Below are 22274 nucleotides of genomic sequence, written 5' to 3'. Positions count from 1 at the left end.
CCAGGTAAAGAACACGGATCAGGGAGGACCCCGCCAAATGCCACACCTCGTCCGTCGACTCACCACACTGCTCACCGCCGTAGTGCTCGGGCTCGTGAGCACCTCGGCAGCAACCGCTGCTCCAACGACTTCCTTCCCGACCCGGATCGAGTTGCCCAACGGGTTCCAGCCCGAAGGCATCGCGATCGCCCGCGGTACGGCGTACTTCGGCTCGCGTGCCGACGGGGACATCTATGCAGCCGACCTGCGGACCGGACGGGGCAAGGTGATCAGCCAAGGCCCGGGCACCGGATCGCTCGGGATGAAGGTGGACCGCTTCGGCCGGCTCTTCGTCGCCGGTGCCGCCGGTGGGAACGGCCGCGTGATCGACACCCGGACCGGCAAGGTCCTGGCCAGCTACACGTTCACGACCGCGACCCCGACCTTCGTGAACGACGTCATCCTCGGCAAGGACGCGGCGTACTTCACCGACTCACAACAGCCCGTCTTCTACAAGGTCTCGCTGCGCCGGCTGAACGCGAAGCCACAGACGATCCCGCTCAGCGGCGACTACCAGCACCTGCCCGGCAACAACGCGAACGGCATCTCGCTCACGCCGGACGGCCGCGCACTGATCATGGTCCAGTCGTCGACCGGCTTCCTGCTCCGGGTGGACCCGCGCACCGGCGTGGCCCGGCGGATCGACATCGGCGACGCACTGATGACCAACGGTGACGGCCTGCTGCTGATCGGCCGCACGCTGTACGTCGTCCAGAACCGCTCGAACCAGATCTCGGTCCTGACGCTGAACAAATCCGGCACCAAGGGCACGGTGGTCGACCAGATCACCAGCCCGGACTTCGACGTACCCACGACGGTCGCCGCCTTCGGGAACCGCCTGTACCTGCCGAACGCCCGCTTCGCCACGCCGCCGACTCCGACCACGCCGTACTGGGTGACCGCGGTGAGCCGTTCCCGAGTGCGGTGAATCGTCCTACCTTGGTTGAGGAGGAAACATGAGCAAACCCACCATCACAGCTGTCATCGGGCTGTCAGCACTTCTGCTGGGCGGCATCACCACGTCGTCCGCCGCGGCCGCGGCACCGCCCGGACCAGGTCCCACAGTTGTCAAGCACTCCGTCGACGACGGCCACTGCGACCAGATCAGGTTCCTGGCGCCCTAGTAGCTCAGCTCGCAGTGCGGAGGTTGCCTCGGGCCGCGGCCTTGAGGCGGCTTCCGCACGACAGGCGCACGGAGTACCCGGCCGGGATCGACAGCGGCTCACCGGTCTGCGGATTGCGGCCGGTCCGCGGGGCGCGCAGCACGCGCTCGATGCTGAGCAGGCCGGTCAGCGACACCTTGTCACCGCGCTGCACGGCCTCGGTGACGACGTCGCCGAGGGCGTCGAGGACCTTCTCGGCCTGGTTCCGCGGGATGCCCGCCTTGTGTGCCACGCCGGCGATCAGTTCATTCCGGTTCACGGCTCTCCTCAGACTCGGTTCGACTTCCGAGCGGCACCTTAACCGAAATGAATGTCGTTAGCGAGAAGGTTCCGGATATCGGTCACAAACCGTCCCGATCGTGCCAGTGGTTCTGCCAGCGGGCGTCGATCGCGTCGCCGGCGAGCTGGTACCGGATGTCCGTCGACAACCGTAGCTCGGTCGACACGTTGTCCAAGGCGGCATGGACGGTGTGCGCGGTGTGGACAACCACGTCCCCAGCCGCATAGTCGGCGACCAGCCAGTTGGCGTCGTACTCCTCCGCCAGAGTGGGCAGGTCCGCGGTGATAGACGCCGCAGGCCTCTTGAGCCGCCCGGCAGCCTCCTCCTCGAGCACCCGGTGGTGGCTGCCCTGCAGATAGGTCAGTCCGCCGCGGCTGACCGGACAGTCACCCAGCGGGATCCAGGCGGACAGCACCTGGTCGGTCCCGTCCCGCAGGTACACGAGGTCGTAGTGCGCCTGCGTCGCCGTACCTATGCCGTTCTCGCCCGGCGCGGTCTGCCGGATGATCTTGCGCCGGTGCAGGAACGGCGTACCGCCGAGGAACCACTCGAACCAGCCCTTCAACGCCGGCTGCGCACAGAAGGCGGCGTACTCCGGTCCGGGCACGATCTCCCCGAACAACACCTTCCGGTACGACGCTCTGTCCGCCGCAGCACCCGTCAACCCGAAGTAGTACTCGCGGAACTCCTGCACGACCGCGGGGTCCAGCAATCCGGTCAGGAACAGGTACCCGTCCCGCTGCAGCCGGGACCGCAACAGAGACCGATCACCACGCTGCTCGAAGGGTACGGCGACCAGTTGACCCAGCCGCTGCTCATCCAGCACATATCCGTTAGACGTCAGCACACGTCCATTCCACCCAACGCCTCCAGCGAGCGGAATGGACAACAGTGCCGAGCTTCTTGGACTCTTGTGACGTGCCGGACTGGTCGATCTACCTGACTCCAGGTGCTATCGAGCGCCAGCTTGGACTCTTCTGCCTCGGCGCCGGCGAGCAGACACATGGTTCGGAGAACACGCGAGAACGCGCTCTCGGCTGCCACGCGCTCGTCTGGCTCAAGGAGGGCCGCGGTCAGCTGCAACACGGACCTGACCGCCAACTGCACGAGGTACGAGCACCTGCGATGCTGTGGCTCTTCCCCGGCGTCCTGCACCGCTACCGGCCGACTACGAGGTGGCGTCAGGCGTGGACCCTCTTCAGCGGCTCAGCCGTCGAAGCACTCACAACACTCGGCCACTTGGACGTCAGCCGACCAGTCCGCCATTTCGCTGACGCGCGTCCGGTCGACCGCGCGTTCAGCCGACTGCTGCGCGTCAGCACGCAGCACAACCCCGTGCAGCTCGCAAGTGCTCTGTACGACGTGCTCGCCGCAGCTGCGACCACTACAGGTGACGACGTCGCCGCACAGCTTGCGGAGCTCGCCAGTACGCCGATGAGCGTTCAGGACTACGCGAGTGAGCTCGGTCTCACCGTGAAGGAGCTGCGCGACGCCGTACGGCGTACGACAGGCTCAACCCCACATGAACTGGTCCTGACCACAAGACTCAGCAATGCAAAGGTTTTGCTCGCCGAGGAGGACCTGCCGGTCGCAGCGGTCGCCAGGCGGGTCGGGTACGACGATCCGGCGTACTTCACCCGCTTGTTCACCGCCAGGGTTGGGATGTCGCCCGGCGCGTTCCGGCGATCTGGTTCGCTCTCGGCGCCGATTTCCTCCCTTTGACGGAGGCGGGACCTACTTTCCGACGTGTAAAACCATTCAGTGGGGTGACGTGTCGCGGGCCGGGCACCGATACGGTCTTGGCTATGAGTGAAACGCAGCCCATCGACCCGCGATACGCGAACCGGTCGCCCAAGTCGGCAGGTAAGCCGAAGAAGCGACGCAACTGGTTCCTCCGCACCGTCGGACTGATCGTCCTGCTGTTCGTTCTCATGCTGATCGCGGTCCCGCTGTACGCGTGGAGCCGGATCGACAAGATCGAGGCGATGCCGACCGGACAGCGACCCGCCGAGACCTCCGGTACGACGTACCTGATGGTCGGATCGGACGCCCGGGAGAACCTCAGCCGGGCCGAGCGTGCCCGGCTGCACACCGGCGGCAACGCCGGGCCGGCCCGGACCGACTCGATCATGCTGATGCATGTCCCGAAGTCCGGGCCGACGGTGCTGATCAGCATCCCGCGTGACAGCGCGGTCAACATCCCGGGCGTCCAGGGCAAGCAGAAGATCAACGCCGCCTTCAACAAGGGTCCGGCGCTGCTGATCCAGACGATCGAGAACAACACCGGGCTGCGCATCGACCACTATGTCGAGGTCGGGTTCGGCGGCTTCGCCTCGGTCATCGACAGCATCGGCGGGATCGAGATGTGCTTGCCGAAGGCAATGAATGACGACAAGGCGCATATCAACCTGCCGGCCGGGTGCCAGCAGCTCGACGGCGTGAAGGCGCTCGGGTACGTCCGGTCCCGGCATGCCGACGGCAAGAACGACTTCGGCCGGACCGAGCGGCAGCGGCAGATGGTCGGCGCCGTCGCGAAGAAGGCCGCCTCGCCGTCGACGTTCCTGAACCCGATCCGGTACTACAACGTCGCCACCAAGGGCGTCGACGCCCTCACCGTCGACAAGGACATGAGCCTGCTGGACTTCGTCCGGTTCGCCCGCGGCATGAAGGCGATCTCCGGCAGCGGCGGCGTGGCGTTGAGCGTGCCGACGAGTGACGACAACTACCAGCTGTGCTGCAACCGCGGTGACGCGGTGAAGTGGGACACGAAGAAGGCCACGGCGCTCTTCAACGCGATCAAGCAGGACAACACCAGCGGCCTGAAGAGCAGTTGATCCTCCTCGTCCATGCGGTGGTGAGCCTGGGGATGCTCATCGTCGTACCTCTCGGACTCACTCTGCTCCCGACGCGAACCACCAGCACCCGCTGGTGGTTCGCGTTCGCCGTTCCCGGTGCTGTGTCGCTCTGGCTACCGCGCGGCGCAGTCTCGATCACCCTGGCCTCGGTCTACTTCGCCGGCACGGTTGTCCTGATCGCGTTGGCCGCACGGCACTTCCTGAGCCACAGAGCGCTGCAAACGCGGCAGATCGCCTTGTACACCGCACTGGTCACCCCGTCGATCGCAGCGCTCGCACTGGTCGCCGAGCGTTCGTCGTACGAGCTGTTCGGCTTCAACCTCACTGTGCTGTCGCTGACGGTCGCCCACTTCCACTTCGCGGGCTTTGCGGCCGCACTGATGGCGTACCTGTCTGCAGACGGTCTGGCAGCCGTCAGTGTCCCGCTGGGCACTGGACTCGTTCTGCTGGGGTTCTTCCTCGGTGACCCCGTTGAGCTCGCAGGGGCCGTCGTGCTGACCGCTGGGATGTGGCTGGTCGGCTGGAGCCTGTGGCGTCGGTCGCGGCGAGCTGACCGCAGTACTGCGATCCTGCTAGTGGTGTCGGGATCCGTGCTCGTGGTCACGATGCTGTTGGCGGTCAGCTGGGCGTTGGGGCACGTGGTGGATACGCCGTATCTACCGTTGGAGTGGATGGTTGCGACGCACGGTGTGGCGAACGCGGTCGGGTTCGCGCTGTGCGGCGTACTGGCGATGCGACGGGAAGAGGCCGGATGAAGCTGGAAGACCTGGCGGGGCTGCAGTTGACGTACGACGTCGTGGGCTCGACGCGGTACGTCGAGACGCCCGCGGGCTACCACCGCCTGGAGTACCGCCAGCGGATCGGCACCGGAGACGAGGTGTTCCAACGGGCGGCCGACGCGTTGCTGAGCTGGCGGATGCAACCCGCGGCCGGACTGCCGATGACTGCGACTGACACAACCGCACAGCTCGGCAGCAACTCCCTCGGCCGCCTAGGACCGGGTCTGCTGATCGGCCGATCGCCACTCGACGGCATCGGCCTACCGGTCCCGTGCCGAGTCGTCTGGACCGTCAACGAACCGGACCGCATCGGCTTCGCGTACGGCACCCTCCAAGGCCACCCCGAGTCCGGTGAGGAGTCCTTCATCGTCACCCGCGACCCCGACGGCATCTACTTCACCGTCCGCGCCTACAGCCGCGGCGCCACCTGGTACACCCGCCTGGCCGGCCCCGTCACCCGCAAAGCCCAGCACTACGCCGCCCGCCGCTACGCCAACGCACTGCAACAGCTGGCGACCCGATAGCAAAGGCCCCGCAAGCTCATACCTTTGCGGGGCCGCGTCCTTTGTACCCTCCGTAGCAACACCAGCGTTTGAGCGACACGCGAACAGTGAGCGACAACCCGGGGTGCACAGCAGGTCGTGGTGCTGCAAAACTGTCGCGGGTGAGTCCCAAGACGCTGACGGATCTGGTGACGCCGGACTGGGCCGATGCTTTGGCGCCGGTCGAGGACACGGTCGCGAAGATGGGTGAGTTCCTGCGCGGCGAGATCGCCGCCGGGCGGGCCTATCTGCCGGCGGGTGAGAACGTGTTGCGAGCGTTCCAGCAGCCGCTGCAGCAGGTGAAGGTGCTGGTCGTCGGCCAGGACCCGTACCCGACGCCTGGACACCCGGTGGGGCTCAGCTTCTCGGTGGCTCCCGACGTACGGCCGATCCCGCGGAGTCTGGCGAACATCTACCGCGAGCTGATGGCGGACGTCGGCGTACCGGCTCCGTCCAACGGTGATCTGACGCCGTGGGCCGAGCAGGGCGTGCTGATGCTCAACAGAGTGCTGACCGTGCAGCCGGGCAAGTCCGGTGCGCACCGCGGCAAGGGCTGGGAGAGCGTCACCGAGCAGGCGATCCACGCGCTGGTCGACCGCGGCGGCCCACTGGTCGCGATCCTGTGGGGTCGCGACGCCCAGACCCTCAAGCCGATGCTCGGCACCACACCGTACGTCGAGAGCGCGCACCCGAGCCCGATGTCCGCCGACCGGGGCTTCTTCGGCTCCCGCCCGTTCAGCCGGGTCAACGCGCTCCTCGAGCAGCAGGGCGCGACTCCGGTCGACTGGCGCCTGCCCTAAACAACCCCGAACCGATAACGCGCCGGACCCTCGTGGTCACGGCGCGTTCTGACATGGTCGGACAATTTGTTCGAATGATCCATTGCAGGATCGTTCAACAATCTCCTATGGTGAGCGGAATCGCCCTCTCCCCCCGGGAGGAACCATGTGGGTTCTGCTCGCCATTGCGGTGGTAGTCGTCGGGTTCGCCCTCCGGATCAACTCGATGCTGGTCGTCACCGCGGCCGGGATCGTGGCCGGCCTGATCGGCGGCCTGTCTCCGGTCAAGATCCTGAACGCGTTCGGCGACGGTTTCGCCGGCAGCCGGTCCGTCACCGTCTTCATCGTCACCCTGCCCGTCATCGGACTGATCGAGCGCTACGGCCTGCAACACCAGGCCCGGAAGCTGATCAGCAAACTCCAGATCCTCACCACCGGCCGCTTGCTGGCCATCTACCTACTGATCCGGCAGGGCACCGCGGCCCTCGGCCTGACCAGCATCGGCGGTCCCGCGCAGGCGGTCCGCCCGCTCATCCACCCGATGGCCGCCGGCGCCGCGGAACGCCGCTACGGCAAGCTCCCGGAGAAGATCCAGGAGAAGATCAAGGGCTTCGCGGCCAGTGCCGACACCGTCGGGTTGTTCTTCGGTGAGGACATCTTCGTCGCGATCGGCTCGATCCTGCTGATCACCGGTTTCGTCGACACGACGTACGGCCTGCACCTGGAGGCGATCGACATCGCGCTCTGGGCGATCCCGACCGGTATCTGCGCCCTGCTCATCCACGGCACCCGATTGCTCCTGCTCGATCGGAAGCTGGACAAGCTCGCCGCCGAGAACCGGGCCGCGGCCAAGGAGGCGGCCCGATGATCAAGGTCGAGTGGTTCTACTGGCTCTGCGGGATCTTCTTCGTGCTGATCGCGCTGCAGGTGCTGAACGACCGCACCAACCCCAAGCGACTCGGCAGCGCGGCGTTCTGGGGCATCCTCGGCCTCTCGTTCGGCTACGGCACGCTCGTGGTGCACAAGCAGGCGCCGTCCTGGCTGCTCGGCATCGCCGTGATCGGCCTGGCAGTCCTGGCCGGCTCGGGCTTCCCGGGCAAGGGCGAGGAGCGTACGACGACACCGGCCGAGCGCGTGCACCTCGCGGACCGGTTCGGCAACAAGCTGTTCCTGCCCGCACTGGTGATTCCGGTGGTCGCGGCGATCTTCGGCGCGTGGCTCGCGAAGGTGAAGCTCGGCAGCGGCCAGCTGCTGCTGGAGTCCGGCTCCGCGACCATCATCGGCCTCGGCGTCGCGTCGATCCTCGCCCTGATCGTCGGCATGGTCCTGCTCAAGCCGAAGAGCCCCGCAGTACCACTGCACGAAGGCCGCAGGCTGCTCGAGCACATCGGCTGGGCGGCGATCCTGCCGCAGATGCTGGCCACGCTCGGCCTGCTGTTCAACGCGTCCGGGGTCGGCAAGGCAGTCGGTCGGGTCACGGATCACCTGATTCCCAAGGGCTCGCTGATCGCCGCGGTCGCGCTGTACTGCATCGGCATGGCGATCTTCACGATCATCATGGGCAACGCGTTCGCGGCGTTCCCGGTGATGACGGCCGCGGTCGGCTGGCCGCTGCTGCACGAGCAGTTCCACGGCACCCCGGCGGTCATCTTCGCGGTCGGCATGCTGGCCGGATTCTGCGGCACGCTCTGTACGCCGATGGCCGCCAACTTCAACCTCGTTCCAGCGGCACTACTGGAGATGAAGGATCAGTACGGGCCGATCAAGGCCCAGATCCCGACAGCTGTCCCGCTCCTCGCCTGCAACATCGTCATCATGTACGTCTTCGCTTTCTAAGGAGTTCTCGATGGAGTACGCCGCCTGGGCCGACATCGCCTGTGAGGTGCTCGAAACGCCGTACCCGTACGGCGCTGCGCACGCGTCGACCGGCCCGGACGACGTGGACGTGACCCCGGATCGCCTGCACCCTGCCTTCCACGGGTCGTACGACTGGCACTCCAGCGCGCACATGCAGTGGTCCCTGGTCCGGTTGCTCGCACTGGCGCCGGACCAGGTCGGCCGGCGTCCGATCGAAGTACTCGATCGGCGCCTGACACCGGAGGCGATCGCCACCGAGGCGGCGTACCTGCGGGACCGGCCGTCGTACGAACGCCCGTACGGCTGGGCCTGGGCGGCGATGCTGGTGGCCGCCGGTCGTGAGACCAAGTGGGCGGATGCGCTGAGCCCGCTCGGCGAAGTCATCGCGGACCTAGTACTCGCCTGGTTGCCGAAGCAGGCCTACCCGGTACGGCACGGCGTGCATCTCAATACGGCGTTCGCGCTTGCCTTGTTGTTCGAGGCGTACGACGAGCTCGGGCGGGCGGATGTGGTCGACGCCGTTCACGCTCGGGCGGTGGAGTGGTTCGGGCAGGACACGGCGTACGACACGAGGTTCGAGCCGTCCGGCACAGACTTCTTGTCGCCGGCGTTGTCCGAGGCGGAGTTGATGCGCCGGGTGTTGCCGGAGGCCGAATTCGCGAGCTGGCTGTCCGCGTTCCTCCCGGGACTGGGGAAGGACGCTCATCAGCACCTGCTGGAAGTGCCGGTGACCGACAACTCCGGAGACGGGCAGCTGGCGCACTTGTCCGGCCTGGCGTTGAGTCGGGCTTGGCAGTTGCGGACGATCGCACCTGCTCTGCCTGACGTGGCCTCAGTGCTGCGCGAAGGTGCGGATCGTCAGGTCGAGGCAGTGCTGCCGACCGTCACCGGTGGGGATTTCATGTCGACACATTGGCTGGTGTCGTTCGCCCTCCTGGCCGATCAGGCGTAGACGTTCCGGTCCAGCTACGCCATAGCTGCGCGTAGCGCCCACCGGCTGCCAGCAACGCCGCATGTGTTCCGGACTCAACGACTCGCCCGTGATCGAGTACGACGATCCGGTCTGCCTGCTCGGCCTGCGTCAATCGATGCGCGACGACCAGCGTGGTCCGGCCGAGAGTCGCGGCCGCGCTGGCTCGCTCCAGCTCGCGTGCGCCCGCACTACCCGCTTCCGCGGTCGCCTCATCCAGCACGGCGACTGGCGGATCAGCCAGTACCAGCCGAGCGAAGGCGAGCTGCTGCGCCTGCGCACCGGTCAGCTGATGCCCGTTCTCGCCCACCACGGTGTCCAGGCCGTCGGGTAGCGCCCGCACCCACGCCAACGCCCCAACCCGGTCGAGTGCTGCTTCGACCTCGTCGGCCGTTGCAGCAGGTCGTGCTAGCCGTACGTCCTCGACCAATGGGCCGGAGAAGACGTGCACCTCTTGGCTGAGCAGCGCGACCTGTGCACGGGTCCGGTCCTCGCCGAGGTCGCGGATGTCCACGCCGCCGAGCTTCACCGTGCCGACTGTCGGCGCGAGAACGCCTGCTGCGATGGCGGCCAACGTGGTCTTGCCGGCGCCGCTCGCTCCGACCAGTGCGACTCTTTCACCTGGTTCGAAGCGGAGTGATACCCCTGCCACAACCTCAGGACCGTCGTAGCTGTGGCCAATGCTCTCGAGCTCAAGTGACGCGTCGGCTGGGTCGAGACTGTCGGCAGGCTCGGGTGTGGGCTCGATCTCGAGTACGCCGGCCAAGCGGGACATGCCCGCGGCCGCGGTCTGGATCTGGTCGAACTCCATCAGTACGACGTTGACCGGATTGAACAACCGGTGGAAGTACAACGCCGCCGCCGTCACCGCGCCCACGGTCACCGCGTCGGCACGCACCAGGAAGAACCCGGTCACCAGGATCGCAGTCAGCCCGGTGAACTCGGCATGGTTGATCCGCGCCGAGAAGAAGCTGAACAGCCGGAACACCGTGATCGAGATGTCCCGCGCCGTCCCCGACGTCTCCCGGATCTTCTCCAGCTGCCGGTCTTCCAGCTGGTACGCACGGACCGTCGCGCTCCCCCGCAACGACGCGATGATCGCTTCGGACCGCTCACCCAGCGCCACCCGCTCCTGCTTGTAGTACGGCGCCGACCGCCGCAGATACCACCGCAGCGCGAGGAGATACATCGGTACGGCGAGCAACCCGGCCAGGCCGAGCCGCCAGTCGAGCGCGAACATCCCGCCCACGGTCAACACGATCGTCAGCGCCGCACCGAGCACCGACGGCCCGACCTCCGTCAACGCCGACGCGACCGAAGCCACATCGTCACCCACGCGTGACAGCAGATCGCCCGTCCGCACCTTCTCCAACACCGGTGCAGGCAACTGCAGGACTCGATCAAGTACCTTCTCGCGGATCCGCGCCAGCACGGTCTCGCCGACCCGCGCCACGAGCGTCACACCAACCGCAGTCAGTACGCCGGACAGCACCGCCGCGATGCCGATCATCACGACAACCCGCACGATCGCGGACCGGTCGCCTTCGCTGATCTTGTCGATCAGCTGCCCGAGCGCCCACGGCGCTACCAGACCGGCCGCACTGGCTCCGGTGATCGCCACAGCAGCCAGCACGGACAAGACCGGTAGCCGGCGGATCTCTCGCCACAGCACGACCCAGGTCGCCCGCGGACCGGCAACAGGAAGCAGGTTCATCGCAGTACCGCCTCCTGATACACCGCATCTGACGCGGCGAGCTCGGAATGGATGCCCTCAGCAACCACCGCGCCGTCGGCGATGACCACGACCCGATCCATCTTCCCCAGCAGGGCCGGGCTGCTCGTCAACACCAGCGTGGTCCGGCCGTTGCGCTCCTGAGCAAGCCCTTCCGCCAGCAGTTCCTCGGTGACGGCATCAACCGCGGTGCTGGGATCGTGCAGCACGAGCAGAGGTGGTTCGGCCAGGAGTGCGCGCGCCAGGCCGATGCGTTGACGCTGCCCACCTGACAACGCCTGTCCGCGGTCCGCCAGCGGGCGGTCCAGCTCTTCGACGAGGTCGGCTGCGCCGGCGGCGGTCATCACGCGCTCCAGGCCGGTCTCTGAAAGGAGGTTGGTGCGGAGCGTGCCTTCGAAGAGGTCCGTCTCGTGGCGCTCCAGCAACACCGTTCGCCGAAGCACATCAACGTCCAGCTCTTCGAGGGCGGTGCCTCCGACGAGCACTGTGCCGGTGTGCTCCGGAGCTCGTCCCGCCACGACGTTCAGGAGGGCGTCTGCGTCGCGGGGGTCGTAGCAGAGGACGCCGACGGACTCGCCCGGCTGGAGCACGAGAGTGAGCGAGGAGAGCGTCCCGTGCGAAACGCCTTCCATTGCGAGGAGAGGCTGACGAAGGTCGATGGCGGTCGAGGTGCCATCAAGCATGACTGGCGATGAGGAGAGGACGGATGCCAGCCGGGCGGCGGATGCGCGGGCTCTGGCGATGATCTGGCTTGCGTAGCCGAGGGTGCCTACCGGCTCAGCGACGAACTGAGCCAGGCCGACTACGGTGATCAGCTCGCCGATCGTGATCCGGCCGTGCAGTGCGAACCAGCCGGCGACCCCAGCAACGGCTGCGAGCAGCAGGCCGCTCAGCGCAGTCGTCACACCGTCCTGCAACCCGTTGGTCGATGCCGCCCGCAACGTAGCGTGCAGAGTGTCCTGGCTCGAGCGCCGGTAGCGTGCAGCCGCGTTGTGCTGCGCCCCGATCCCCCGCAACGTCCGCAGCCCGCTGACCAGGTCCGTAGCCAGAGCCGTCGTCTGCGCAACCGCCTCCTGCTGGCTCGACGTACGGCGGGTCAGCAACGGCGACAGCGCCTGGATCCCCAGCATCAGCAGCGGTACGCCGATCAGCACCCCGAGCCCGAGCGGTACGTCGACCAGCAGCAACGACACCGACGACACGATCAACGCCGTACACGCGGCCGCGCCCACCGAGAGACCCCGCATCACCAGTGCGGCCTTCTCCGCGTCCGATGTGGCGATCGAGAGCAGCTCACCCGACCGCAGCCCGGTCCGGTGACCACGTGGGTCCAGCACGCGCTGTGCGACCTCCAGCCGGAGCAGGTGCGTCTCGTACTCGATCGCCCACACCACCTGCCGCGCACCGGTCTTCCAGGCGTTCGACAGTACGGCGAACAGCACGATCATCATCAGCACGCACCACAGCAGCGGCTCGAACCGCCCCGTCGACACCGCCCGGTCCACGAACACACCGATCGCCACCGGCACCGCCGCCTCGGTCGCCTGATGCAGCGAAAGCACCAGGCTCCCCGCGATCATCCGGCCCCGATGTCGCCGGACGGCCCGCCTCAACAGCTCCCCAGTGGACATAGTTAGGTAACCCTAACCGACACCCGCCGATTGACACCCGCCGTTGTCCGCCGTACGGTCTCGCGTTAATAGTAAACTTTCCTAACAGTCTCGCGAGATCAGCGCGGCGAGTACCCACGGGCGGCGACGGGAGGCAGGGTTGGCTCATGGCAACAACACCCGGAACGCCGCGCCTGCTGCGCGCGATGAACGACCGCGCCGCCCTGGATCTGCTGCTCAGCCAGGGCCCGCTCTCCCGCACCACGCTGGGCAACCTGACCGGTCTGTCCAAGCCGACCGCATCCCAGTTGCTGGCACGCCTGGAGGCAGCGCACCTGGTCCGCCAGCGCGGCACCACCGCCGGCCGGCCCGGGCCGAACGCGCAGCTGTACGAGATCAACGGCGGCATCGCGTACGTCGCGGGCCTCGATGTCACGCCGACCCGGATCCGGGCTGCGATCGCAGACCTCACCGGCAAGGTGGTCGGCGAGTACGAGCTGGCTACTCCGGGCCGCAGCGCCAAGGGCACGGTCGACCGGGTGGTCAAGGCGATCGAGGGCGCGGCCGGCGAAGCAGGTCTGAACCGGGAGCGCCTGCACCGCGTGTCGATCGGTACTCCGGGTGGTTTCGACCCGACCACCGGCCGGCTGCGGTACGCGACCCACCTGCCCGGCTGGCACGCGCCGCATCTGCTCGAAGAGCTGGCCGCCGCGATCGCCGTACCGCTGGAGGTCGAGAACGACGTCAACCTGGCCGCGATCGCCGAGCAGCGCGTCGGCCATGCGCAGGAGCACGACAACTTCGTGCTGCTGTGGGGCGAGGAAGGCATCGGCGCCGCGATCGTGATCAACGGCCGGCTGCACCGCGGTGCGACCGGTGGCGCGGGTGAGGTCGCGTTCCTCCCACTCCCGGGTACGCCGCTGGTCCGCAACGTCGGCCGCAACAACGCCGGCGGCTTCCAGGAGCTCGCCGGTGGCGAACCGGTCCTGGAGCTCGCCCGCGAACACGGCCTGAAGGCGCGTACGCCGGAAGACGCCATCGCGATCGCACTGCAGACCGAGGGCGCGGGCGACGCCGTACTCGAGGAGTTCGCGCACCGGCTGGCCGTCGGTCTGGCGGCGATCGTCGCGGTCGTCGACCCCGAGCTGATCGTGCTCGCCGGTGGCGTCATCACCGCGGGCGGCGAACGGCTGCGCGGCCTCGTCCAGGACGAGCTCGCCGATCTCTCCGTACCGCGGCCGCAGCTGCTGATGACCGCGATCAGCACCGACCCCGTGCTCTCCGGAGCATTGCAGTCCGCACTGAGCACCACCCGCGACGAAGTCTTCGACACAGCGGGTCCACCGGTTACCTAGGAGTCACAGGGTGAAACTCACAGTCGTTGGTGGCGGATCCACCTACACGCCCGAGCTCGTCGACGGCTTCGCCCGGTTGCGGGACACGTTGCCGGTGTCGGAGCTGGTGCTGGTCGATCCGGCAGCGGACCGGCTAGAGCTGGTCGGCGGTCTGGCCCGCCGGATCTTCGCAAAACAAGGGCATGCGGGCCGGGTGATCACCACCTCCGACCTGGACGCCGGCATCGAGGGTGCGGACGCCGTACTGCTCCAGCTGCGCGTCGGTGGGCAGGCAGCGCGCAACGAGGACGAGACGTGGCCGCTGGAGTGCGGTTGCGTCGGCCAGGAGACGACCGGAGCCGGCGGCCTCGCGAAGGCACTGCGGACCGTGCCGGTGGTGCTGGACATCGCGGAGCGGGTACGGCGTACCAATCCGGATGCGTGGATCATCGACTTCACCAACCCGGTGGGGATCGTGACGCGTGCGCTGTTGTCGCACGGACACAAGGCTGTCGGGCTGTGCAACGTGGCGATCGGGTTCCAGCGCCGGTTCGCCGCCATGCTCGGGGTCACGCCGGAAGAGGTGTCGCTGGACCACGTGGGGTTGAACCACCTGACCTGGGAGCGCGCGGTCCGCGTCAACGGCGAGGACATGCTGCCGAAGCTGCTCGCCGAGCACTTGGACGAGCTGTCCGAGGACCTGATCCTGCCGGCGGACGTCGTACGCGAGCTGGGCGTCGTACCGTCGTACTACCTGCGCTACTACTACGCCCATGACGCAGTGGTGAAGGAGCTGCTCACCAAGCCGTCTCGGGCCGCTGAGGTCGCAGCACTCGAGAAAGAGCTGCTGGACATGTACGCCGATCCGAAGCTCGACGAGAAGCCTGCACTGCTCGAGAAGCGCGGCGGTGCGTACTACTCCGAGGCAGCTGTCGCACTCGCGTCCTCACTCCTCAACAACACCGGTGACGTCCAGGTGGTGAACACCCTCAACAACGGCACGTTCCCCTTCCTCGCTGACGATGCCGTCATCGAGGTGCCTGCCACCGTCGGCGCCGAGGGTACGACGCCGGAGCCGGTCGCCCCGCTGGAGCCGTCGTACGCCGGACTGGTCGCGCACGTGACGGCGTACGAGGAGCTCGCACTGGAGGCTGCTGTGAAGGGCGGATCCGAGCGTGTGTTCAGGGCGCTACTGGCGCATCCGCTGGTCGGGCAGATCTCGCTGGCGCAGGAGTTGACCGACAAGCTGCTGGCGCACAACAAGGCGTACCTGCCGTGGGCGCGCTAGTACCGGGCGGAGTTCTCGCCTTCGACGCCGGCAACAGCAAGACAGACGTCGCATTGGTTGCCGCAGACGGGACAGTGCTCGGTACGGCGCGAGGTGGTGGGTTCGAGCCGCAGAAGATCGGGCCTGTGGCCGCAGTGGCCGGACTGGAACCGCTGGTACGTGCTGCGGCGGCAGACGCCGGACTGCAGCTGGGCGACGTACCGCTGGTGCAGCAGATCTCGGCGTGCCTGGCGAACGCCGATCTGCCGATCGAGGTGGAGCAGCTGACGGCTGTCTTCGAGGATTGTGGTTGGGCGGAGTCGGTGTACGTCACCAACGACACTTTTGCGTTGCTGCGTTCTGGAGTGGACGAGCCGCGTGGGGTGGCGGTGGTGTGCGGTGCGGGGATCAACTGCTCCGGGATGTTGCCGGACGGGCGGACTGCGCGGTTCACGGCGCTGGGGAAGATGACTGGCGACTGGGGCGGTGGTGCACAGCTGGCTGAGGAGGCGTTCTGGTCGGCGTCGCGGGCCGAGGACGGGCGCGGGCCGGCGACCGCGCTGCTGACGGCACTGCCGACGCACTACGGGAAGTCGTCGCTGGCTGGAGTGATCGAGGCGTTCCACTTCGGCGAGTTCCCGGCCGAGCGGCAACTGGAGGCCGGGCCGGTGCTGTTCCAGGTTGCTGCTGACGGCGATACCGTTGCCCTGGGCATCATTCAACAGCAGGCCGAGGAGATCGTCGCGATGGCGGTCAGCGCGTTGCGGCGCCTCGAGCTGCTCGACGAACGCGTCACCGTCGTACTCGGCGGCGGCGTTCTCACCGCGGGACACTCGGTGTTGCTCGATCGCGTCACGCGTCTGCTCGCGGATATCGCTCCGAAGGCAGTGCCGCGCGTGGTCGACGTACCGCCGGTGGTTGGTGCGGCGTTGCTCGGACTTGACCACACGGCCGCCGAAGCGAGCGCGCAGGAACGGTTACGCGCAGCGTTCGCGCCACCGCCGGCTGCTTGATATTGCAGCCGTGTTTCATTGGAGTGCGATGCAAACTCCCGGGTGTGATGTGGCGTCCCACAAGTAGGACCACATCCACTCGGGAGGTCGATGATGATTCGAAGGATCATAGGTCTCGGCAGTACTGCGGCGCTCGCGGTGACGGCACCGATCGTGCTCACCGGAGCTGCCGCGCCGGCCAACGCCGGCACGACAACGACGACGGCGAGCTGCAGCAAGCTCGCGTCTGCGACGAACATCTCCGCGGCGGCGTACGCCGACCGCTTGGTGCGGGCGTGGGGCAGCGGCGCGACCGCAACGGCCAACTGCTACGCGTCGACGGCGGTCACCCGCACGCTCTACGGACAGGCGTTACCCGGTGGCATCCACTGGCGCCGTGTCTCGACCGAAGGCGCCGCTGGGACGATCTACGTGACGTACCACGACGATGCCCGCGGCGGGAACCTCACGATCGGCGTACAGAACGTCGGTCTGCGCGCGGCGAACGGCTGGCACGCGGCGTACACCGCGAAGTTCAGCGGCGAGCCGCAGGCCTGGAACGCGGTCCAGTGGTCGGACAATCTGGTCCGCGCCTGGGGACGCGGCGACACGAAGTGGACGGCGTACTACGCGACGCCGACCGCGGCCGCCCAGCTGCACAAGGTCGCCGCGAAGGGTGGCTCGCACTGGACGCGGATCGCGACCGAGGGCGCGGCCGGGACGACGTACGTGACGTACCGGAACGACGTCACCAAGCACAGGCTGGTGATCGGTGTGTCCAACGTCGGGCTGTCCCAGGGGGACGCGCACGCGGCGTACACGGTGCAGTACCGCTGATTGCTTGAGCTCGTCCTGTTGAGGTGTAATCATGATTACATGAGTACACAGACCGAGCAGGAGAAGGTGCGGGGCTGGCTGACCGGGCGGTTGCCGGGCGACTGGTTCGAGGGTGAGACCGAGCTGTCGATCGACCGGGACGAGATCCTGATCGTCGGCCGGATCCCCGCACCTGAGCAGAGCAAGGACGTGAGCGACTCCGAGCGCTCCGCCGCCGAGGCGGGCCGGGTCAAGCAGTTCCGCGAGGACACCCGCGACCACCGGATCGAGATCGCCCGCGAGCTCGAGCACGCCACCCGTCGCAAGGTCGCCTGGGGCGTCCGCTGCGGCGAGACCAGGACGATCTTCACCTCGCTGTCCGCGCCGGTGATGACCCGCCTCCGCCAGCCCGAGCGCCAGGTCCTCGACACCCTCGTCGACGCCGGCGTGGCCCGCTCCCGCAGCGACGCCCTCGGCTGGTGCGTCAAACTCGTTGCCCAGCACAGCGAAAGCTGGCTCGCGGACCTCCGCGAAGCCATGCGCAAGGTCGAGGACGTCCGCGAGGCCGGCCCCGACGCCTCGGAGAGCTGACAAGGGACGGGCGGCAACCCGGTAGGATCGCCGCCCGCCTTGAGGAGAACTACTTCGGATCTACTGCCCCGACTGCCAGTTACCAGTGGGCTGGGTGCCGTTGGAGTAACCGGCGCTGTGCGCGGCCGGGGGCTGTTGGGGCGGCATCGGCTGCTCGTAGCCGTTGTCGTAGCCGCCCTGGTTCGGGTACGACGGCGTACCGTTCATCGGGTTCGGATCCGCGGTCGGCTTCATCATCTTCTCGCGGTCGAACAGGTTGGCCAATGCGCGACCGGCCATCTCGCGGCCCCCGAGGCCGAAAGCAAGACCGAGGGCGAGCGCGGCGCCGGCGAGCACGATCAGCAGCGTGTTACCGGTCAGCTGGACCGCGATACCGAGCTGGGTGAGCGCGGCGAAGGCGGCGTACACGAGGATCGCGTACTTGCCGACCTTGGCGAGCGTTTCGTTGCCGGTGGCACCGCGGATGATCGCGGCCAGGAAGTTCGCGAACAGGGCGGCCAGGCAGATGATCACGATCGCGGCGAAGATCCGCGGGATGTAGCCGAGCATGTTGCTCATGAAGTTCGAGATCTCCGGTACGCCGAGGGCGGAGGCGAACATCGTGAAGCTGATCAGGAACACGAACCAGAACACGACCTTGCCCAGCATCGCCGAAGCGGTCAGCCCCGTGCCCGACCGCTGCAGCACACCGGAAACGCCGGCTCTTTCCATCCAGTGGTCGAAGCCGACCCGGCCGAGGAGTTTGCCGACGAGCTTGCCCAGCACCTTGGCGACGAAGTAGCCGACCACCAGGATGACCAGACCGCCGAGCAGGTTCGGGATGAACGACAGCAACTTGCTGAAGGCATCTTCGAACGGCCCGGTGAAGTCGATCGCTAATGCGGACATCGGGACTTCCTTCCGAATTGGCCCGCATCCGCTGTCGCGCAGGACTGCACACGACCCCGGCACACGGGCGGATGCAGTGGTGTCCAGTATCACTCGTACCCTTGGTTGCGCAGGGCAAACAGCCCGTTGCGGCGGGTCCCGCTAGGAAAAGTGTTTGCATAAGTTTGAGATGCTGCGACCATGACCGACTTCGTGATCCGCCGCGCCACCGCCGCCGACGTCGCCCCGATCGTCACGATGATCGCCGACGACCAACTCGGCGCCACCCGCGAGTCCGTCGACGACCTCACGCCGTACCTGGCGGCGTTCGAGCAGATCGATGGCGATCCCAATCAATTGCTGATGGTTGCCGATCGCAACAACGAGGTCATCGGCACGCTACAGCTCACCATCATCCCCGGCCTGTCCCGCCGAGGCTCCACCCGCGGCCTGATCGAAGCCGTCCGGGTAGCCGCCCCCGCCCGCGGCTCCGGCCTCGGCACCAAACTCATCCAATGGGCCATCGAAGAATCCCGCACCCGAGGCTGCACCCTGGTCCAACTGACCTCGGACAAGACCCGCACCGACGCCCACCGCTTCTACACCAACCTAGGCTTCACCAACTCCCACGAAGGCTTCAAACTCAAACTCGGGTAGCGACTGTCAGCTGACACGTTTCGCCGGGGCGGTGAAGGTGTTGCAGGCCGACGGATTGCCGGCGTCGAACGCGCGGAGGCTCCAGTAGCCGTGGCTCGTCCGTGAGCCGTGGTCACGGATGTGCTTGGGGTTGTACTCGTCGCCGAGGTGGCGGACCAGGTATCGCCAGATCTCGAGACGCCGGCCGGTGAGACCGAACGTACGACGGTTGGCACCGAGGAATGCAGCACCCAGACAGCTCGCCTGCAACTCGAAGCGACGTTCGTCTTCCAGCCGCTCCGTGCTGCCGGCGTAGTCGCGCATGTCGTAGGACGTCAGGATGCCGACCGACATCTGGACATGATGACCGAACTCGTGCGCGACAGTCTCCTGGAGGTCGATCAGAGCGAACTCCGGATCGGTCCCGAGCGACTTGCGGTCCAGGCAGATCACGCTGCCCTGAGGCTGGTAGAAGGCGCCGCTGTCATTCGGCGGATCGTCGCAGAGCGGCGAGTCCGGCCCCTTTCCGAGGGAATATGCCGCAACCTTCGCGCCACCGTAGTACGCGTCGGACTTGAGGATCAGTGGTGTCCAGGCCTTCTGCATGCAGGCGACCATCGCCCGGGCGTACTTGAGCATCTCGCTGTCGGAGCGCAACACGACCGTCGGCAACGTGCACGGCACGAGCGCGACCTTGCCTGCGGCGTACAGCTTGTTCCCCTTGGTCGATTCATCCACCGGATCGATGACGGGCATCGGCTTGGCCGGGGGTGTCCGCGGCGTCACCGAGGGCTTCGTCGGAGTGGGCTTCGGCGAGGGCGTTGCTGAGACAAGCGGCTTTTGTGCGGCGTCGGTCGGCGTACAGGCTGCTGCGAACAGGAGGCACAGGGCGGTGATTGTCGCGGGCAACAGGCGTTTCGGGAGTGTCATGTGACTCGTTGTGCGGGGACGGCCCAGGTGTTGCAGGCGGAGGGGGATTTGGAGGTGAAGGCGGCTTCGGCCCAGGCGGTGTTGCTCTTGCGGGAGCCGTGGTCCGGTGTGGATGCCGGTGGGTCGTCGTCGCCGGAGTACGCCGCGTCCCGGTACGCCTGAAACTTCGCGTCGTACAGGTCCAGGGTCTGCTGATTCGCGCCGAGGAACGCGGAGGCGAAGCAGGACGCCTGTAGTTCGTGCCGGCGCATCTCTTGCAGGCCGAGCGCGCCCTTCACGCGTTCCGAGCGTTCGTCGTAGTACTCCGAGATTCCGACCAACTGCTGCACATGGTGGCCGAATTCGTGCGCCATCGTGAACTGGAGGTACACCCCGGCCCACACCCGGTCGTACTCGTTGTCCTCGACGAACTCCTGCCAGTCGAGATAGATCCCGGAGCCCGCCGCGCAGTAGAAGCCCCCGACCTCCTTGGTGAGAATCCCGCAGCGGGTCTTCGCACCCGCATTGACGGAGTACACCTTTGCGGAGAAGAACGCGACGTCCGACCGCTCGACAACTGACTTCCAGGCTCGCTGGAGACAGCCCAGGACCGCGTTCGCGTACTGCTGCACTTCCTTCCGCGTCGTCAGCGCGATCTCTGGCAACGCACAGGTCACCGCCGGAACCAGACCCGCCGAGTAGATCTTGTTGCGGACCAGGTACTTCTTCTCCAACGAGCGGTACGTCGGGGTCGGTGCCTTCGGCGAAACCCGCACGGTCTTCGGCGCAACCGGTGCCCGGCTGGGCTTTGGCGTCGGCGTCACCAGCGGTGCCGTCGCGGACGGCGTCGTCGCGGTCAGTGTTGTCGTCGAGGGTGCCGGTGCAGCGGCAGGCGCACGCGACGGCGCGCAACCGGCCAACACCACAACCGACGCGACCAGCGCCACCGCCGGTCCGCGGTGCATCAGCTCACCTTGGCGGCTGGGGCGCTGAAGGTGTTGCAGGAGGCGGGGCTGGCGGATTTGAAGCTGGGGTCGGACCAGGCCCAGTTGCTCTTGCGGGAGCCGTGGTCGCGGACCTTCTTCGGGTTGTACTCGTCGCCGGAGTGCTGCACCTCCCACTGCCAGAGCCGCAGCTTCTCTCCCGACAACCCGAGCGGCTTCTTGTTGGCGCCGAGGAAGGCCGCGCCGAAGCAGGTCGCCTGCAGTTCCCGGCGCCGGGCCCACTCGAGTTTCATTGCCTTGGAGTTCGTCCAACCCTCGCGAGAGAACGACGCGGTGATCATCTCCGTCATCTGCTGGACGTGGTGGCCGTACTCGTGCGCGAGCGTGTCGAGCATCCAGACGCGCGCACTGAGCGGGCTGTCCTTGTAGTACGCAAGGTCGTTCTTCCAGCTGATGTTGATGCTCTCGTCGTCACTGCAGTAGTAGGCGGTCTTCGACTCACCGGTGCAGTCGTCCTCGGAAGTGGCCTGACTGCTCTGGAGCTTCAGCTTCGGCGCCCGGAAGTCGTAGCCGGCCCGCTTGACGATCGGCTCCCACGCCTTGTTCAGGCAGGGCAGCAGCGCCTGGTAGTAGCGCAGGATCGCGGACTGCGAGTCCGGCTTGATCGCCGGCTCCTTGCAGCTGATCGCCGCGACCTTGCCGGACGTGTAGATCTTGTTCTTCTGCAGGCGAACCATGTCCGGGATCCCCGGGACCGTGACGGTGACCGTCGGGTCCGGCGGGACCGGGATCGGGACCTGGGACTTCTTCACCGACGGCTGGGAGAGGGGGTTGTCGACCCTGGTGTCGTAGGAGTTGATGAGTTTGAAGCCGGCGACGGTGGCGCCGGTGAGCATGACGAGGACCAGGGCCGAGAGGCCGGCGATCACGCGGTGCGAGTAGTGCCGGGGCGGCTTGACCGGCGGTGGTTCGGTCGAGAACTGCGGTACGCCGCGGGACGGGTTCTTGTGCCAGCCCGTCGTACGAGGACCGCCGATCCGGCGGGTGCCGGTGAGGGGCGGTAGCGGGGCGCCGGTGAGCGGTGCGACCGGTGGGCCGCTGTACTCGCTCGTGGTGCCGGGTTCGGTCGGGATCGGGCGAGCCTTGCGGCGTACCGGAGAATCCTCCAGCGCGACCGAGCGGGCCTTGCCGAGGCCGTCGGGTTGGCGGCTCTTCAGGGTCAGCGGACGTGTGCCGGCGGCCGGCTCCTCGCTGCCACCGGGCAGGAAGTGTCCCGGCTTCGGCGTACCGTCCTCGGACTCAGGCATCGACC

24 protein-coding genes are annotated in these 22274 nt (G+C 67.2%); 16 read left to right on the top strand and 8 right to left on the bottom strand.

Going from position 1 to position 22274, the window contains the following annotated elements; translation table 11 throughout:
- Positions 1-37 precede the first annotated feature (37 nt).
- A complete protein-coding gene (locus tag FDA38_RS03840; protein ID WP_137252665.1) occupies positions 38-967 on the top strand; it encodes an SMP-30/gluconolactonase/LRE family protein in 930 nt (309 codons plus the stop codon).
- A 28-nt stretch (positions 968-995) separates the two neighbouring features.
- Positions 996-1163 carry a hypothetical protein gene (locus FDA38_RS42045; protein WP_170989572.1) on the top strand — a complete coding sequence of 56 codons (168 nt, stop codon included), beginning with the start codon at positions 996-998 and terminating at the stop codon, positions 1161-1163.
- 4 nt (positions 1164-1167) lie between these two features.
- Here FDA38_RS42045 and FDA38_RS03835 read toward each other — a convergent pair whose 3' ends face one another.
- Positions 1168-1461: an HU family DNA-binding protein gene (locus FDA38_RS03835; RefSeq protein ID WP_137252664.1), complete on the bottom strand. Its 294-nt coding sequence runs from the start codon at positions 1459-1461 to the stop codon at positions 1168-1170.
- A gap of 82 nt (positions 1462-1543) precedes the next feature.
- Positions 1544-2329, bottom strand: coding sequence for a phytanoyl-CoA dioxygenase family protein (locus FDA38_RS03830; protein ID WP_137252663.1), 786 nt, complete (start codon positions 2327-2329; stop codon positions 1544-1546).
- 71 nt (positions 2330-2400) lie between these two features.
- Between FDA38_RS03830 and FDA38_RS03825 the strand changes: the two genes are divergently transcribed.
- The 8 genes from FDA38_RS03825 to FDA38_RS03790 all read left to right on the top strand — a co-directional run bounded on the left by FDA38_RS03825 (position 2401) and on the right by FDA38_RS03790 (position 9246).
- Positions 2401-3204: a helix-turn-helix domain-containing protein gene (locus tag FDA38_RS03825; protein ID WP_170989571.1), complete on the top strand. Its 804-nt coding sequence runs from the start codon at positions 2401-2403 to the stop codon at positions 3202-3204.
- Positions 3205-3287: 83 nt separating this feature from the next.
- Positions 3288-4316, top strand: coding sequence for an LCP family protein (locus FDA38_RS03820; RefSeq protein ID WP_137252661.1), 1029 nt, complete (start codon positions 3288-3290; stop codon positions 4314-4316).
- The gene (locus FDA38_RS03815) at positions 4313-5092 is read left to right on the top strand and encodes a YndJ family protein (protein ID WP_137252660.1); all 780 of its coding nucleotides are present in this window, start codon (positions 4313-4315) and stop codon (positions 5090-5092) included. Before FDA38_RS03820 ends, FDA38_RS03815 begins: the two co-directional genes overlap by 4 nt.
- Complete coding sequence (locus tag FDA38_RS03810) at positions 5089-5640, top strand: DUF1990 family protein (protein ID WP_137252659.1); 552 nt, start codon at positions 5089-5091, stop codon at positions 5638-5640. The genes FDA38_RS03815 and FDA38_RS03810 overlap by 4 nt, the downstream gene beginning before the upstream one ends.
- Positions 5641-5780: 140 nt before the next feature.
- Positions 5781-6458, top strand: coding sequence for a uracil-DNA glycosylase (locus tag FDA38_RS03805; protein WP_137252658.1), 678 nt, complete (start codon positions 5781-5783; stop codon positions 6456-6458).
- A gap of 145 nt (positions 6459-6603) precedes the next feature.
- Positions 6604-7305, top strand: coding sequence for a DUF969 domain-containing protein (locus tag FDA38_RS03800; protein WP_137252657.1), 702 nt, complete (start codon positions 6604-6606; stop codon positions 7303-7305).
- Positions 7302-8273 carry a DUF979 domain-containing protein gene (locus tag FDA38_RS03795; RefSeq protein ID WP_137252656.1) on the top strand — a complete coding sequence of 324 codons (972 nt, stop codon included), beginning with the start codon at positions 7302-7304 and terminating at the stop codon, positions 8271-8273. The genes FDA38_RS03800 and FDA38_RS03795 overlap by 4 nt, the downstream gene beginning before the upstream one ends.
- 10 nt (positions 8274-8283) lie before the next feature.
- A complete protein-coding gene (locus FDA38_RS03790) occupies positions 8284-9246 on the top strand; it encodes a DUF2891 domain-containing protein (RefSeq protein ID WP_137252655.1) in 963 nt (320 codons plus the stop codon).
- Here the strand turns inward: FDA38_RS03790 and FDA38_RS03785 are convergent.
- Positions 9194-10978, bottom strand: coding sequence for an ABC transporter ATP-binding protein (locus FDA38_RS03785; RefSeq protein WP_137252654.1), 1785 nt, complete (start codon positions 10976-10978; stop codon positions 9194-9196). The two genes, FDA38_RS03790 and FDA38_RS03785, sit on opposite strands and share 53 nt — an antisense overlap.
- Positions 10975-12558 (bottom strand): ABC transporter ATP-binding protein, encoded by a 1584-nt coding sequence (locus tag FDA38_RS03780; protein ID WP_233714508.1) that lies wholly within the window; start codon positions 12556-12558, stop codon positions 10975-10977. The genes FDA38_RS03785 and FDA38_RS03780 overlap by 4 nt, the downstream gene beginning before the upstream one ends.
- 215 nt (positions 12559-12773) lie before the next feature.
- On the opposite strand from FDA38_RS03780, the gene FDA38_RS03775 reads away from it, so the two are divergent.
- From FDA38_RS03775 to FDA38_RS03755, 5 genes are all read left to right on the top strand, one after another.
- Positions 12774-13961, top strand: coding sequence for an ROK family transcriptional regulator (locus FDA38_RS03775; protein ID WP_137252652.1), 1188 nt, complete (start codon positions 12774-12776; stop codon positions 13959-13961).
- A gap of 10 nt (positions 13962-13971) precedes the next feature.
- Positions 13972-15228 carry a 6-phospho-beta-glucosidase gene (locus FDA38_RS03770; protein WP_137252651.1) on the top strand — a complete coding sequence of 419 codons (1257 nt, stop codon included), beginning with the start codon at positions 13972-13974 and terminating at the stop codon, positions 15226-15228.
- On the top strand, positions 15216-16220 hold the full coding sequence (locus FDA38_RS03765; protein WP_137252650.1) for an N-acetylglucosamine kinase: 1005 nt from the start codon (positions 15216-15218) through the stop codon (positions 16218-16220). The genes FDA38_RS03770 and FDA38_RS03765 overlap by 13 nt, the downstream gene beginning before the upstream one ends.
- A 93-nt stretch (positions 16221-16313) precedes the next feature.
- On the top strand, positions 16314-17036 hold the full coding sequence (locus FDA38_RS03760) for a hypothetical protein (RefSeq protein WP_137252649.1): 723 nt from the start codon (positions 16314-16316) through the stop codon (positions 17034-17036).
- Positions 17037-17075: 39 nt separating this feature from the next.
- A complete protein-coding gene (locus FDA38_RS03755; protein WP_137252648.1) occupies positions 17076-17606 on the top strand; it encodes a hypothetical protein in 531 nt (176 codons plus the stop codon).
- Positions 17607-17666: 60 nt separating this feature from the next.
- Here the strand turns inward: FDA38_RS03755 and FDA38_RS03750 are convergent, their stop codons facing one another.
- The gene (locus tag FDA38_RS03750; RefSeq protein ID WP_137252647.1) at positions 17667-18494 is read right to left on the bottom strand and encodes a mechanosensitive ion channel family protein; all 828 of its coding nucleotides are present in this window, start codon (positions 18492-18494) and stop codon (positions 17667-17669) included.
- A 180-nt stretch (positions 18495-18674) separates the two neighbouring features.
- Here FDA38_RS03750 and FDA38_RS03745 point away from each other — a divergent pair, with 180 nt between their 5' ends.
- A complete protein-coding gene (locus tag FDA38_RS03745; protein WP_137252646.1) occupies positions 18675-19130 on the top strand; it encodes a GNAT family N-acetyltransferase in 456 nt (151 codons plus the stop codon).
- Between the two features lie 6 nt (positions 19131-19136).
- Here FDA38_RS03745 and FDA38_RS03740 read toward each other — a convergent pair whose 3' ends face one another.
- Genes FDA38_RS03740 through FDA38_RS03730 form a run of 3 tightly spaced genes read right to left on the bottom strand, consistent with a single transcriptional unit; the run spans position 19137 to position 22269 of the window.
- On the bottom strand, positions 19137-20039 hold the full coding sequence (locus FDA38_RS03740; RefSeq protein ID WP_137252645.1) for a neutral zinc metallopeptidase: 903 nt from the start codon (positions 20037-20039) through the stop codon (positions 19137-19139).
- Entirely contained in the window at positions 20036-20983 is a 948-nt protein-coding gene (locus FDA38_RS03735) for a neutral zinc metallopeptidase (RefSeq protein WP_137252644.1), read from the bottom strand. Before FDA38_RS03735 ends, FDA38_RS03740 begins: the two co-directional genes overlap by 4 nt.
- Entirely contained in the window at positions 20983-22269 is a 1287-nt protein-coding gene (locus FDA38_RS03730; protein ID WP_137252643.1) for a neutral zinc metallopeptidase, read from the bottom strand. Before FDA38_RS03730 ends, FDA38_RS03735 begins: the two co-directional genes overlap by 1 nt.
- Positions 22270-22274 lie beyond the last annotated feature (5 nt).

The sequence above is a fragment of the Kribbella jiaozuonensis genome, from assembly GCF_005233875.1.
In the GTDB taxonomy this organism is placed as follows: Bacteria; Actinomycetota; Actinomycetes; order Propionibacteriales; family Kribbellaceae; genus Kribbella; species Kribbella jiaozuonensis.
The sequence above is the reverse complement of the archived record's forward strand: the minus strand, read 5'-3'. Positions and strand labels throughout refer to the sequence as shown.